Origin of the sequence: Solibacillus sp. FSL K6-1523, from assembly GCF_038005225.1 — a bacterium.
Classification (GTDB): domain Bacteria; phylum Bacillota; class Bacilli; order Bacillales_A; family Planococcaceae; genus Solibacillus.
Map to the genome: position 1 here is coordinate 3837760 of NZ_JBBOSU010000001.1, position 14638 is coordinate 3852397.

Here is a 14638-nt window from a genome sequence, read left to right on the forward strand (position 1 = left end):
TAATTGTTCAGACTACTCAATTATATCCAGTTGTAGTAAAATTATCAATACTATATTTTTTTGTTACGGCTCGATAACTTAGTACATTTTCGAATATAAAAGTAAAGGAGTTGACCTTTTTGGATAATTCAAAAGGTTTGAGTGCAATTGGCTATTTAAGTATCTTTTTTGCGCCATTCATTGTCCCGTTATTTATATTTTTGGTGAGTAAGGAACAAGTTGTTCGCTCTCATGCCAAACGCGCTTTTATTTCACATTCAGTCCCGTTCGTTTTAGGTATTATATTTTTACTATTATTTGTTTCAGCATCATTTTTCGCATTATATACAACCTCTTTTAATGGAAATACTTTTTTACTTTCCGCAATTATTTTTATTTTGTACCTTCTTCTATTCATTTCCATTGCCATTTGGAACTTAGTGCAAGCCATTAAAGTATTGCGTTAATGTTTTTTAAATTGGACATACTAATTATAAAATCCAATAAAAGAAGCTAAAGGAGTGCTCCATTATGAAGCTAAAAAAAATAATAAAAACCGCCATTAAATATGCACCTATTGTATATCCAATCGTCAGAAAATTAATTGATAATCGATCAAAGTCAAAGCATCTAAAAATGTGAACATAATTGCTGGATACCATTTATATATGCATAAAAAACCATTTTGCACGCCGTCAAAATGGTTTTTCTGTGTTCTTATTTTATAATAATCTCCGTTTTACTATGCCCTTCTTTTAGCTTTTGCACTTGTAATATGGCTGGCATTGCTGCTTTTAATTCGGCAACATGTGAAATGACACCAATTAATCGCCCTGTTTGTTGCAAATCGATTAAAATATCAATCGCTTTTCGGAGTGATTCCTCATCTAATGTTCCGAAGCCTTCATCAATAAACATCGTATCAATGTGGACGCTTCCTTGCACACTTTGAATAACATCCGCCATTCCTAATGCAAGGGCAAGTGAAGCATTGAATTTTTCCCCGCCAGAAAGTGTTTTAACATCGCGCGTTTGCCCTGTATTACTGTCAAATACATCAATGCTTAGTCCACTTTGCGCATTTCCTTCCTTACGTCCCGTTGACTTTAAGAAATATTGACCATTCGATAACACACGCAATCGCTCATTCGCTGCATGTGTCACTTTTTCTAAATAACCAATTTGTGCAAAGCGTTCAAATGAAATTTTCGCTTCATTTTGGCCACGTATGACATCATAAATTTGCTCTACTTGAATTAACTTTTCTTTATATTGCTCAATTTCAGTTGCTACTTTTTGCAGTCGAATTTTCGTTGTTCGGCATTGCTCTACATATGATTCAGCCTGTTTAAAGTCTGCATATAGCTTCTCAAATTGTTCATTCAATTCATTAATTTTCTGCGCCCATGCCGTTAAATCAACAGGTTCTTTCCCTGCTAATTGAGCAGAATCTTCCGCGATTTGAACGGCAATTGTATGCATCTTTTGTCGGAACTCTTCAATTTTTTGACGTATTTGTTGCTGGACTTCCATCGTTAAAATCGAATTTTTATAGCTTGTCTCGTCTGCAAACTCGGCATTTTCTAGCGCTAATAAATATTCTGATTTCGCCTTTGATTCCTCTTGAAGCTGGTCAATTTCCCGCCCCTTAGCATGTTCAAAATTTGCTGCACATGTTTTTTCTTTTAATTGTGCTTGTTGTAGATGTTGGGTAGCTTGGTCAATTTCCCTTTTTAAAGTTTCATGCTTCAATTGCTCCGCCTGTAATGCTGCATTCACTTGTTGCACCGTTGTAAATTGTGGCAGCATCGACTTTTCACTTTGCTCTAGTTTTCCTTGTTCCAGAGCTAATTGCGTATTTACATTCGTTACATAAGTACGCCCTTTATCTATACGAGTTTGCAATGCCTCTAGCTGTTTAGCAAGCACTTCTTGCGTTTGTTTTTCTGTTACTAATTGTGCCTGTTGCTGCTTCATTTTTTGCAATGCTTGTGCCAACTCGTTTGTCGTTTGTTCATATTGTAATAGCGCATCGATCGTTACTTGTTGTTCGTCAAGCTGCTTCTGCTTTAATTGTAAATTTCTTAACTCAATATCGAGCTTCGATTTCACCTGATAATATTGTTGCAGCATATGTTCTGCATTTTTTCGCAAGTCATCCACAACATGTTCTTCAACCACCGCTGTTTCTTGATTATGCACAGTTGGATGTTCAAAACTACCACATACTGGGCAAGCTTCTCCGGCTATTAATGTAGACGCAATAAATGCCGCTTGGTTTTGACGGATTTGTTGCTCCACTTGCTTTACTTGTTGTTGTGCATCTTCGGCAACTTTTTGCTTTTGAGAAACTCCATCTTGCAATGCTTGTACGCTATTTGATAACTGAATTGTTTCTTTTATATTGTTTATTTTTTGTACGATATCCGCATGTTCTTCAAATGTTTTCTGATAAGGAACAATATCGTCTTCTAACTGTTTAATGAGCGCTTGTTGATTTGTTTTTCTCCCTGTTAAATCTAGTTGCTCAGCTGACAATTCAGCAAACAACTTTTCCGCCTTCCCCTTTTCACTTTCCAACTTGTTGACTGCTAATTTAATATCATCCATGGAACGATAAATCGGTAAAATTTGTTCCAATTGTGAAATGGTTTTAGCATACGTTGTGAGTAATGGGGCTTGTTTTTGTTGCTCATCAAAGCTGATTGACGCTTGAGATAATAGCTCTTGTGCATTTGTTTGTTCAGTCGTTGCACGTACCAACGTTTCTTTTGCCAATGATAGTTGCGTTTTTGCTCGCTCATAATCACGTTCAAAAGGCGTAATTTGACTCGCTTTTACCGCCAATTCAATTTGATTAGCTTGTTCCCCAAAATAAGCTTCCCGCTGCTTTAATTCGGCTAATTGAATTTGGCGTTGCTTAAATTTCTCAATACGGTCATTTAGAATTTTCTGCTCACTAAACTGTTCATTTTGCTGCTTTAAATCTTTCTTCAACACCTCATAACGACTATTTAGCTCGGCTGCTAACGTTACATAATGCTGTTCTTCCACAGCTAATGCTTGTTCAACTTGATACATATTGATGGCATCACCATTAATTATTGCAAAAAGCTCAGATTCACGCTCAGGCAATCTATTTTTTATTTCATAAATAGTCTGATCCTGTTGCATTTTTGCCTGATCGTACATATTTTCCGCAAGTTTCTTTTTATCTTTTAATAGCTCGACCATTTTTGTAAATCGCTCTGTTTTAAAAATCTTGCGGAAAATTTCTTCTTTATGCTTCGATTCAGAAGTTAATAGCTTTTGGAATTCTCCTTGTGGCAGCATAACAATTTGATTAAACTGTGATTGTGTTAATCCGATAAGTTCCTCAACCTTTGACTGGACAAGCTTCACTTGAAATTTCTCAACAGCAGGTACCTCTTTCCCACCCGTAATATCATAAAATTCCCGTTTTGCACTCGCTCCATCATGTCCAAATTTACGCCAAATTCGATAAATTCGACCCCTTACTTCAAAAATAAGCTCGACTTCCGTATCCATTTCCGGTTCTGCAAAATCACTTCTTAAAAAGAATGATTTTTCCCGGTCCTCACCACTACCTGAGTCATAAAGAGCAAACGTAATCGCATCAAAAATCGTCGTTTTTCCTGCACCCGTAGATCCAGAAACGACAAAAATGCCATGTTCATGTAGCTTTGTAAAATCAATGACTTCCTTCTCTTTATAAGGACCAAATGCACTCATAGACAGCTTTAGCGGCTTCATTTATAGCACCTCCTGTGATTCTCGTTCACTATCGAGTATTTGTTGCAATACATCTGTATAAATTTCCTTTGCTTCATCACTTAATGGTTTTCCCGTCATTTCGCTATAAAATAATTCAAACAGCTCAGAATCATCCATTTCAACACGACTCATTGTTGATGTTTGCTGTTCCATTTGACGATAAACAGCCGTTCTTTCTATATGTAGCGCATTCGGATATACGGTACGAACAAGCTCTGTTGCACCTTTCACATAACTTTCGTCTACTAGTTTTACAAAAACGTAATCCTCACTACGGGAATGTTGCAATATATCTTCTAACATACCTGTCACAATTTTCATTTCACGGATTGCTGTCAAAAGTCGACGTTCCAAAATTACTTCTCCATTTTCCTGTAAGTCCACAATTGTAAAGCCTTTATTGTGATTGACTTCTGATTCAGAATATTTAAGTGGGGAGCCTGCATATTGAATCGTTTCATTTGCAACGAAATGCGCCTGATGTAAGTGACCTAAAGCGGTATAACAAAACGGCTCAAATAATGCCGAATTGATACACTCTGTTCCTCCAATTGTAAGCTTGCGTTCAGAATCGCTCGTATTTGCTTCAGGCAAACCATCCTTCGTAACAAAAGCGTGGGCAACGATAATATTGCGTTTTGTAGGGTCGAGCGTCATTTTTATTTGGTCAATAATTTTAGCCATTGCTGCTTCATGCGTTGTAATCGTTTCATCTTCATAAATTGCCCGGACCATTGATGGCTCTGCAAAAGGCACTAAATAAAAATGAACTTCCCCGTAAGCATCCTGTAAAATGACTGGCTCAATTACTTTTTCTAAATGACCAATAATATGTAAACCACTTACCTTCATCAACTCGCTACCAAAGTTTAAACGTGTCGCGCTATCATGATTACCAGCAATCGCGATAATTGGTGTCTTCTCTTCAATTAATATTTGCTGCAATGTTGTATTTAACAATTGAATTGCCTCGATTGGGGGAACTGAACGGTCATATAAATCCCCTGCAATAATAATGACATCTGGTTTTTCTGTTCGAATATCTTCAATAAATTGTTGCAAAACATGTTGTTGATCTGCAACCATTGATACACCTTGCACAAGTTTTCCTAAATGCCAATCTGCCGTGTGAAAAATTTTCATAAAATTACCCCCTCACTTTATTATCCATAGTGTACACGACGTTATTGGCAAGACACAACTCGCACTATAATACTAGGCAAAAAAACCACACTAAACGAAATTTTCTTCGTCTAGTGTGGTACATATTAGTTATTACTTTTCAGTCATTGTCCCTGCTGCAATTTCTTCGATATAGTGACATGCCGCTTCATGCCCGCCTTTCATTGCAGATGTCGTGCGCAGTAGTGGTTCTTCTGTACGGCATTTTTCCGTCGCAAAAGGACAACGCGTATGGAATCGACATCCTGCTGGCGGATCAATTGGTGACGGGACATCTCCTTTAAGGACGATACGATTTTTAACCGCATCTGGATCTGGCACTGGAATGGCTGATAATAACGCCTTCGTATAAGGGTGCTGTGGATTTTCAAATAAGCTTGTTTTATCTGCAATCTCCACAATTTTCCCTAAGTACATAACGATAATACGGTCTGAAATGTGACGTACAACCCCTAAGTCATGTGATATGAAAAGGTATGTTAATCCATATTCATCTTGCAACTCTTCTAACAAGTTTAATACTTGCGCCTGAATCGATACATCTAGCGCTGATACTGCTTCATCACAAATAATAAGCTTTGGATCGACTGATAAAGCACGTGCAATTCCGATACGCTGACGTTGACCACCGGAAAACTCATGCGGATAACGATCTGCTTGATATGGACGTAAGCCTACAGTTTCTAATAATTCTTCAATGCGTGCACGGCGTTCATTTGCTGGTAATACATTTTGAATGTGCATCGCTTCATTTAATACACTTGCTACCGTTTGACGCGGATTAATCGAAGCGTAAGGATCTTGGAATATAATTTGTAAATCTTTACGGAATTTGCGCATTTCCCCTTTAGAAATTTTCGTTAAATCTGTTCCTTGGAATGTAACAGACCCCTCTGTCGGTTCTTCTAAACGTAAAATCGCACGTCCTGTTGTTGATTTACCACAGCCCGATTCTCCTACAATACTAACTGTTTCACCTTCGTATACTGTAAATGAAATGCCATCTAGCGCTTTTACGTGATTCACTGTACGACCTAAAAAGCCACCTTTTATTGGGAAGTACTGCTTTAATCCCTCAACCTTTAATAGTTCTTTTTTCGCCATATAGCGTCACCTCCGAATCTCCATCCCATTCATCAGAAAACATCCAGCATCGGATTTGCTCTGCATTTGTATCATTTGTATTTAATAGTAGCGGCTGTTTATTATGACAAAGCTCCGTGGCAACTGGGCAACGCGGTGCAAAACGACATCCAACAGGCATTTCATGCGGACTCGGCACCATCCCTTTAATCGGAATTAATTTCTCTTGCTCGATATCATGACGTGGCAATGAATTTAATAAGCCTAATGTATACGGATGCTTCGGATTTTTAAATAACGAACGCACATCTGAATACTCTACTACTTGACCAGCATACATAACCGCTACATAATCACACGTCTCTGCAACGACGCCCAAATCATGGGTAATCATAATAACCGACATGCCCAAACGATTTTGTAAATCTTTAATTAACTCCAAAATTTGCGCTTGAATCGTAACGTCAAGTGCCGTCGTTGGTTCATCCGCAATTAAGATTTCCGGGTCACAAGCAAGTGCCATTGCAATCATAACACGCTGACGCATCCCCCCTGAAAGCTCATGCGGATATTGCTTTACGCGCTTTTCAGGAGAAGGAATACCTACTAATTTCAGCATTTCTATTGATTGTTGGATTGCTTCTTTTTTTCCTACCTTTTTATGAATTTGAATCGTTTCTCCGATTTGCTGACCGACAGTATAAACAGGATTCAAAGATGTCATCGGCTCTTGGAAAATCATCGAAATTTGATTTCCACGAATTTCTCGCATCGCTTTTTCAGGTAATTTTAATAAATCTTTACCTTTAAAAAGAACTTCTCCACCATTTACTCTACCGTTTGAAGCGAGTAAACGTAAAATTGTCAGTGACGTAATACTTTTTCCTGAACCAGACTCTCCTACAATTCCAATTGTTTTCCCTTTTGGAACCGTAAAACTTACACCATCAACGGCGCGCACATCTCCTGCATCTGTTTTAAATGTTGTTTGTAAATTGTTGACGACTAAAATATTTTCCATTTCATTCATTTGCCACACCTCTTTTCTTCTACTAATTCAAGTCAATCCGTTTATTTAAGAACTTATATGAAATATCTACGAGTAAGTTAACGAGTACGAATAACAGCGAAATGACGAGTACCGTTCCTTGAACAATTGGGAAATCTCGCTGTCGAATCGCATCAATCGTCAAACGACCCATCCCGTTAATCGCAAAAATTGTTTCTGTTAATACAGCTCCACCTAGGAAACCACCAAACTCTAACCCGATAATCGTAACAACTGGAATTAACGCATTTTTTAACGCATGGCGATAAATAACAACTCGCTCTGATACCCCTTTGGCACGTGCAGTACGTATGTAATCTTGACCGATAACTTCAAGCATGGAAGAACGAGTCATACGTGCGATAATTGCAGCTCCCCCTGTTCCGAGTGTAATAACTGGTAGCACCATTTGACGCCATGTATCGCCCCAACCCGATGGACGCATTTTTAAAATCTCTGGGAATGGAATGTCAAATGGCAAATTACCAAGTGCAAACCACTGAATTAATAGTAAACCAAGCCAGAAGTTCGGCATCGATAAACCGAATAAAGCGACAATCATAATCGAAACGTCTGTTAGCGTATAATGGCGCACAGCAGAAATGATCCCTGCAATTAACCCTATAAATACCGCTAAAATTGTCGAGTAAATGGCCACCTCGAGCGTTACCCAAAAACGTGCTTGTATCTCATCCATTACAGGGCGACCGCTGCGAATTGAATTCCCTAAATCCCCTTGTAACGCATTGCTTAAAAAGCGACCGTATTGTACATAAGCCGGATCATTTAATCCAAGCTTTTCACGTAAATTTTCAACCGTTTGTGCAGATGCACCTTCTCCAGCCATTACTTGCGCAGGGTCACCAGGAATAAGGAACATCAATGAAAATACTAAAATAGAAACGCCTAATAAAACAGGAATCGTTTGTAGTAAACGACGGATAATATATTTAGTCATTCATCATTCCTCCTATTGCTTCATTTTTGGATCAAGTGCATCGCGTAATCCATCTCCGAATATATTAAATGCTAATACAACAATGACAATCATCATCCCCGGGAACATCACCATATGGCTCGCATTATGCATGTAAGCGCGACCATCACTTAGCATCGCTCCCCACTCCGACGCTGGTGGCTGTGCACCTAAACCTAGGAAGGCTAAACCAGATGCTGTTAAAATTGCCGTTGCAATACGCATCGTTGCTTGCACGATAATTGGAGACAAAATATTCGGTAAAATATGTTTGAAAATAATTCGTCCATCCGAGGCACCTAATGCCCTTACCGCATCAATATATTCGAGTTTTTTTACTTGTAAGGTTGATCCCCGCACAATACGAGCAAATGCTGGAACTGAGAAAATACCTACCGCAATAATTACGTTCGTTAAGCTTCCACCTAAAACTGAAACGATTGCTAAAGCTAGTAAAATACCGGGGAACGCTAATAATACATCCATAACACGCATAATAAGCGTATCGATGATTCCACCGTAATAACCTGAAACAATTCCTAATACAATCCCGATAATACCACCGATTAAAACAGATAAAAATCCAACTTTTAATGTCAGTTTTGTTCCAAATACAACACGCGTAAAAATATCTCGTCCAAAGTTATCCGTTCCAAACCAATGCTCTTTTGAAGGTGGTTGTAACTTGTTGAGAATATCTTGTGCATTAGGATCCGTTTTCAGCAAAAAAGGACCGATTATTCCAACTAAAATGATGAACAGTATGACAAGTCCACCAATAACAGCAGCCTTGTTTTTCAATAATCGCTTCATAAATGTTTTAAAAGCTTCCGAACGAGGACTACTTTTTTTCCCAATGACAGGACTTTTTTCTGTCTGTGTACTCAATATCAATCACCCTTTCAAATGTAACGTAAACTCAAAATTCTAATAATTTTGTATAGATTCTAGTATATATAGTTAAAACATTATTTTTCAACATAATAATTTTCTAATAAAATTCAGAAAATTTTATCATTTTAATGTTTTCTGAATTTTAATTATCTCGAAATAATATTTTCCGCTATATTAAATTCCACTAACTACATATGAAATCTGCGTTCTTATAATATTTCTGAATATAAAATTATTATACAATTTTTCTATATAAAACTCGTATTTTCTCTTTAAAATTTATTTTATCTTTTTTATTATTGATGCTATTTAGACGCTATGCTATTCTTTAAAAAGAGTTTACATTTTTGTAATATTCTAAAATATATTGCACAGGGGGATTTCCAACATGGCATTTTCAAAAAAATCACTATGGATGATGCTTCTTACGTTTACACTAGTGCTAGTATTAGCAGCTTGTGGCGGAGACGACAAAGACTCATCTACTAAAGACGGTGATACTAAGTCTGGGGAAAATACAGATTCTGGTAAAACTGAAGACACTCCAGCAGCTGCTGGTGGCGATTTAATCATCGCAGAACAATCAGACGCTAGTTCATTAGATCCACATGGTTCAAATGACGTATCTTCTTCAAACGTACAATCAAATCTTTATGAGACTTTAGTTGTCCGTGATTCAAACGGTGACTTAGCTCCTGGTTTAGCAGAATCTTGGACGCAAGTTGATGAATTAACTTGGGAATTCAAATTAAAGCAAGGCGTTACGTTCCATGATGGTGAAGCATTCAACGCGGAAGCTGTAAAAACTTCTTTCGATCGTATTTTAGATCCTAAAGTTGCCTCTCCTCGTGCATTCCTATTCGAGATGGTAACTGATATTAAAGTAATCGACGAAAATACAATTCAATTCGTTACTGAATATCCATTCACTCCATTACTTGCACACTTAACGCATAATGGTGGTGGTGTTATCAGTCCGAAATCAATCGCAGCTGACTATGCTGCTATGGAAGCTGATGGTGCTGTACTTGCTGGTTCAGTAGTTTCAACAAATCCAGTAGGTACTGGTCCATTCAAATTTGTTTCATGGGCACCAGGTACTGAAATTAAATTAGAAAAATTTGCAGAATACGCTGGTACTCCAGCAAATATTGATACTGTAACATTCAAAGTTGTTCCAGAAGGAGCTACTCGTGTTGCTGAATTACAATCTGGTTATGCAGATATTATTGGTCTTGTAGACCCTAGCCAAGTTGCAAACGTTAACTCTTTTGAAGATGCTTCTGTATTAGAAACACCATCTTCTTCTTTAACTTATATTGGTTTTAATACACAAAAGAAACCATTCGACGATGCTAAAGTACGTCAAGCCATCTCTAAAACAATTGACCGTACAAAATTAATCGATGGTATTTATGAAGGTTATGGTATTCCAGCTATTAGTCCACTATCACCTGGTATTTTCGGATACACAGAAGATGTAACTTCAATGGAATATAATTTAGATGAGGCAAAAGCTTTACTTGCTGAAGCAGGTTATGCAGATGGCTTCACTACAACAATTTGGACGAATGATAATCCAGTTCGTCAACAAGTAGCAATCGTTTTACAAGAAGAATTAAAGAAACTGAACATCACTGCAACTATCGAAGTGTTAGAGTTTGGTGCGTACTTAGAGAAAACAGCTGCTGGTGAGCATGATATGTTCATCTTAGGTTGGTCGAACTCTACAAATGATGCAGACTACGGTCTATATGCATTATTCCACTCTTCTCAACATGGTGAAGCAGGTAACCGTTCATTCTACACAAGCGCAGAAGTAGATACATTACTTGATAATGGTCGACGCGAAGCAGATCCAGCTGCTCGTGAAGCAATTTATAAAGAAGCATTACAAAAAATTTCAGACGATTCGCCAATGGCATTCGTATTACACCCAGCTTACTTAACAGGTGTGTCTGATAAAGTTTCTGGCTTCAATGTAGGTTCAGACGGTATTTATCAATTAGGCGATGTAACACTTAACAAATAATTGAAACAAAAAACACATCCATTCCGAATGCATTATCGGTAAGGATGTGTTTTTTATATTGGTAATGGCTGTGGTTTATTGGGCATATGAGGTGATGCCACATATAGCTTGGGCGCAGACACCTTATCCTCTACTACATCATTTCTTAACTGTAATATTTCCTCAAACGTTAAAGGATCCGGCTGTGGCATCGCTTCTTTTCGCATTTCGAATGACGAATTGCCACTATACTGTTCTAACATTTGATTGGCCATTAAGCGGTAGCCCTGTTGGATTGGATGAATGTCAGAGAGATTGGGTAAATATGACTGCGCACGTTCATTAAACGCATCATACACATCGACAAAATGAGCATTCGCCTGTTCTGTCTCTTGTTGTAATATACGATTTAACATGTTTAACGATGTAATAGCCCCTTCTGCTTGCTCTTCATGAACACTTACATATGGAAAGTAGTAGCCCATCACGTAAATTTCTGCAGCAGGTGCTTTTTCACGTAATAGCTCCAGTAATTGTCGCATTTGAATTCGCACTTCATTTAATGCGAAATTGGCTGAAAGCTGTGAAAATGCGAGTGTTCCTGCATTAGCATTATACGATATGAGTGGGAGCAAATTATTCGCCCCCGCTGAAACCGTTATTAACGTTGCATCTTTTAATAGCATATCGGCTTTTTCAGATTGCACACTTTCCAGTACATTTTCCACTCGGTAACCCGGAAAAGAAAGTTCCTTTGTGAAATGAGCTAACTTGCCATTTCGCTGAAGCTGTAGTGCAATAAAATCGGTATAGCCTGCATCAATTTGAGAATAAGGCGTTTGTCCAGCCGCTAATGAATCACCTATTGCTACATATACTTCTTGCTCCTTAGCCTCAGTACGAAATGGCATCATGAATAAAAATAACGCTGTTAATATAGTAAATCGGCGCATGGACACACCTCCTTTATCACAACTATCCCCTGAATAAGTTAGAACGCCCAATTTCCTTTACGGAAAATCGGTTCTACCGTTCCATCAGCTAAAACCCCATCAATATCCATATTCGCACTACCAATCATAAAGTCTTCATGTGAAAATGATTGGTTTATGCCAAGTGCCTCCAATTGACCTGCCTCAAGCGCTCTACCGCCTTCATAACAAGTTGGATAAGCTTCACCAATAGCAAGGTGATTCGATGCATTTTCATCAAATAATGTATTGTAGTATAAAATATTCGAAGCTGAAATCGGTGACTCATGCGGCACTAATGCCACTTCCCCTAGATAAGCAGAGCCTTCATCCGTAGCAATAAGCTGTTGAAGTAACGCATGCCCTACTTTTGCTTCTGCTTTAATAATTTTGCCGTTTTCAAATGTTAATGTAAAGTCATCAATAATATTGCCTTTATAAACAAGTGGCTTCGTATTCGAGACAATACCATTCACACCAAACTTTGCTGGTAATGTATATACTTCCTCTGTCGGCATATTTGCGATAAACGTTGTGCCATCTGGAGATTTACTACTTCCACTCACCCATAAATGCTTATCCGGAAGTGCAATTTTCAAGTCTGTACCTGGCGCTTTATAATGTAAAAGTTGATACTTTTTGTTATTTAATTGTGCTGCACGATTTTCTAAACTTTCAATATGCTGCTGCCATTTCGCTACAGCATCCCCTTCACCGATACGAACGGTTTTAAAGATTGCATCCCATAATGTAGGTACTTGTTCTTCTTCCGGTAATTGCGGGAATACTTTAGCAGCCCATTTTGCTGATGGGATCGCAATAATTGACCAAGCAATATCATCATTCATGACAGCTTTTCGGTAATTGACAAGTGCAGTACCTGATGCCTTTTGCTGTGCACCGATTTTCTCAACATCAATCCCTGCTAATAAATCGGGATCATCTGCTTCAATCCATAAAAGTGCCCCTTTGCGCTCGATTAATTCCTCACGCTGCGCAACAATCCATTTTGGGAAGTTCGTTGTTTCTTCTATTGATACATTTTCAAAGTAGGAGCGCTCAAAGCTAGCATCTGTCAAATTAACATGTACGCGACCCGCGCCTGCTTCATATGCCTTTTTTACAACAATTCTTGTAAAGTCTAACGTTTCAGTTGAAGTATTAATTAATACGTATTGTCCTTTTTGTACATTGATGCCAATACGTACAGCTAACTCTGCATATTGCTCTAACTTTTCTGCAAATGTCATCGCTTATTTCCCCTTTTTTGTTTTACTGAATGTCATTCCTTTATTACCTGTTTTTGATTTGTAAGGCTTTTGCACACTTGTGCTTTTAGGAGCTTCTTTTTTCGCTGAAACCGTTTTTGAATTCCCCTCAATAAATTCCCCTTGATGCCATATTTTTTGTACAGCCTTTTGTGATAAATCACGCACCCATTTTTTATATGTTTTTTCATCGCGATAAGAAAGTAATGTTAATACTTCTCCATCTGCCCCTGCACGACCTGTACGACCTGAGCGATGCGTATATTGCTCAATCGTACGTGGCACATCAACATGAATAACATGTGTTAATCCAGAAATATCTAAACCACGTGCTGCAATGTCTGTTGCAATTAAAATACGCGCATCCCCTTTTCGGAAAGCATCTAATGCAGCTTTACGTTCATCCTTTTTCATCTCTGAATGCAACGCAACAATTGGTGCATCGCGGTAAGTTAATTTATTTTGTTTCATTAATACTTGGTCGATATTATTGACGAATGCTAAGCCGCGCAGCCCTTCAATATTTGATAAACGGCGCAACATATCCGTTTTATCACGCTCTTCGATTTTTACGAAAGAATGCACGACTTTACCGAACTTCACCATATCTTCTGGTTTGATTTCGATTTCGATTGGCTCGAACATAAAGCGCTCGGCTACCATCTTAATTTCCTCCGTAATCGTAGCAGAAACGACAACGACTTGACGTCCGAAAGCAGATCCTTCGATAAATGACTTCACAACTACTCGGTATTCTCGGCTTAATAATTGATCGCACTCATCTAATACAATCGTTTCAATTTCCTTTAACTTTAGCTTTCCTTGGCGCGCTAATTCATTTAGACGACCTGGTGTACCGACAACAATCGTTGGTTTTTTCTTCAGCTTTTCAATTTGGCGAGCTGAGTTTGCCCCACCAATTAATTGTTGAACTGTAATTTCTGTTCCCGCTGTCCAATCACGAATCACTTCGACAATTTGCATTGCGAGTTCTTGTGATGGTGCCACAATTAATGCTTGCGTTTGCTTTTTAGAGCCATCTACTTTATTTAAAATCGGCAATGTGTATGCAAGTGTTTTCCCTGAGCCTGTTGGCGATTCCGCGACTACATCTTTTCCTTCAAGCATAGCGGGAATCATTTCTTCTTGAATTTTCATTGTTGTTTCAAAAGACCATTTATTTTGTAATGTTTCATTTAATAAGTTTATTGCTGACATGTTTTTTACCACCTTAAGTTCGTTGCGTTTAGTGTACCATATTCCATTGATTTTTAATGTGAATTTCGTATCGCTTGTTTCAATTTTATCCGTCCCCCCGAAATCCTAGGTCGCGGCGGATAGAAAGTGAAAAGTGATGGATAGAAATCAAAATGTGTTGGATAAAATTCTCCACAAAAAAAGATGTTAGCAATCTACAACTAACACCTCAGT

The 14638-nt window shown here is 38.1% G+C and carries 11 protein-coding genes; 2 read left to right on the top strand and 9 right to left on the bottom strand.

Features of this window, described 5'->3' with window-relative positions:
* Nucleotides 1–119: 119 nt before the first annotated feature.
* Entirely contained in the window at nt 120–446 is a 327-nt protein-coding gene (locus tag MHI10_RS18540; RefSeq protein ID WP_340788052.1) for a hypothetical protein, read from the top strand.
* 250 nt (nt 447–696) lie between these two features.
* Here MHI10_RS18540 and MHI10_RS18550 read toward each other — a convergent pair whose 3' ends face one another.
* The 6 genes from MHI10_RS18550 to nikC form a co-directional block, all read right to left on the bottom strand.
* A complete protein-coding gene (locus MHI10_RS18550; protein ID WP_340788056.1) occupies nt 697–3753 on the bottom strand; it encodes an SMC family ATPase in 3057 nt (1018 codons plus the stop codon).
* Entirely contained in the window at nt 3754–4917 is a 1164-nt protein-coding gene (locus MHI10_RS18555) for an exonuclease SbcCD subunit D (protein WP_340788057.1), read from the bottom strand. It abuts the gene before it with no gap.
* A 132-nt stretch (nt 4918–5049) separates the two neighbouring features.
* A complete protein-coding gene (locus MHI10_RS18560; protein ID WP_340788059.1) occupies nt 5050–6060 on the bottom strand; it encodes an ABC transporter ATP-binding protein in 1011 nt (336 codons plus the stop codon).
* Nucleotides 6032–7069, bottom strand: coding sequence for an ABC transporter ATP-binding protein (locus tag MHI10_RS18565; RefSeq protein ID WP_340788060.1), 1038 nt, complete (start codon nt 7067–7069; stop codon nt 6032–6034). Before MHI10_RS18565 ends, MHI10_RS18560 begins: the two co-directional genes overlap by 29 nt.
* Nucleotides 7070–7091: 22 nt before the next feature.
* Nucleotides 7092–8045: an ABC transporter permease gene (locus MHI10_RS18570; protein ID WP_340788062.1), complete on the bottom strand. Its 954-nt coding sequence runs from the start codon at nt 8043–8045 to the stop codon at nt 7092–7094.
* A gap of 12 nt (nt 8046–8057) precedes the next feature.
* Nucleotides 8058–8951: a nickel transporter permease gene (gene nikC / locus MHI10_RS18575; RefSeq protein WP_445683196.1), complete on the bottom strand. Its 894-nt coding sequence runs from the start codon at nt 8949–8951 to the stop codon at nt 8058–8060.
* A 394-nt stretch (nt 8952–9345) separates the two neighbouring features.
* Between nikC and MHI10_RS18580 the strand changes: the two genes are divergently transcribed.
* Complete coding sequence (locus MHI10_RS18580) at nt 9346–10989, top strand: glutathione ABC transporter substrate-binding protein (protein WP_340788066.1); 1644 nt, start codon at nt 9346–9348, stop codon at nt 10987–10989.
* Between the two features lie 53 nt (nt 10990–11042).
* Here MHI10_RS18580 and MHI10_RS18585 read toward each other — a convergent pair whose 3' ends face one another.
* Genes MHI10_RS18585 through MHI10_RS18595 form a run of 3 tightly spaced genes read right to left on the bottom strand, consistent with a single transcriptional unit; the run spans nt 11043 to nt 14425 of the window.
* Entirely contained in the window at nt 11043–11921 is an 879-nt protein-coding gene (locus MHI10_RS18585; RefSeq protein ID WP_340788069.1) for an SGNH/GDSL hydrolase family protein, read from the bottom strand.
* 38 nt (nt 11922–11959) lie between these two features.
* Nucleotides 11960–13189, bottom strand: coding sequence for an aminopeptidase (locus MHI10_RS18590; protein WP_340788072.1), 1230 nt, complete (start codon nt 13187–13189; stop codon nt 11960–11962).
* 3 nt (nt 13190–13192) lie between these two features.
* Nucleotides 13193–14425 (bottom strand): DEAD/DEAH box helicase, encoded by a 1233-nt coding sequence (locus MHI10_RS18595; protein WP_340788074.1) that lies wholly within the window; start codon nt 14423–14425, stop codon nt 13193–13195.
* Between the last annotated feature and the right edge of the window lie 213 nt (nt 14426–14638).

Coding starts and splice junctions, on each gene's coding strand:
- MHI10_RS18550 (WP_340788056.1), bottom strand. CDS start 3,753: ATGAAGCCGCTAAAGCTGTCTATGAGTGCATTTGGTCCTTATAAAGAG.
- MHI10_RS18555 (WP_340788057.1), bottom strand. CDS start 4,917: ATGAAAATTTTTCACACGGCAGATTGGCATTTAGGAAAACTTGTGCAA.
- MHI10_RS18560 (WP_340788059.1), bottom strand. CDS start 6,060: ATGGCGAAAAAAGAACTATTAAAGGTTGAGGGATTAAAGCAGTACTTC.
- MHI10_RS18565 (WP_340788060.1), bottom strand. CDS start 7,069: ATGAATGAAATGGAAAATATTTTAGTCGTCAACAATTTACAAACAACA.
- MHI10_RS18570 (WP_340788062.1), bottom strand. CDS start 8,045: ATGACTAAATATATTATCCGTCGTTTACTACAAACGATTCCTGTTTTA.
- MHI10_RS18580 (WP_340788066.1), top strand. CDS start 9,346: ATGGCATTTTCAAAAAAATCACTATGGATGATGCTTCTTACGTTTACA.
- MHI10_RS18585 (WP_340788069.1), bottom strand. CDS start 11,921: ATGCGCCGATTTACTATATTAACAGCGTTATTTTTATTCATGATGCCA.
- MHI10_RS18590 (WP_340788072.1), bottom strand. CDS start 13,189: ATGACATTTGCAGAAAAGTTAGAGCAATATGCAGAGTTAGCTGTACGT.
- MHI10_RS18595 (WP_340788074.1), bottom strand. CDS start 14,425: ATGTCAGCAATAAACTTATTAAATGAAACATTACAAAATAAATGGTCT.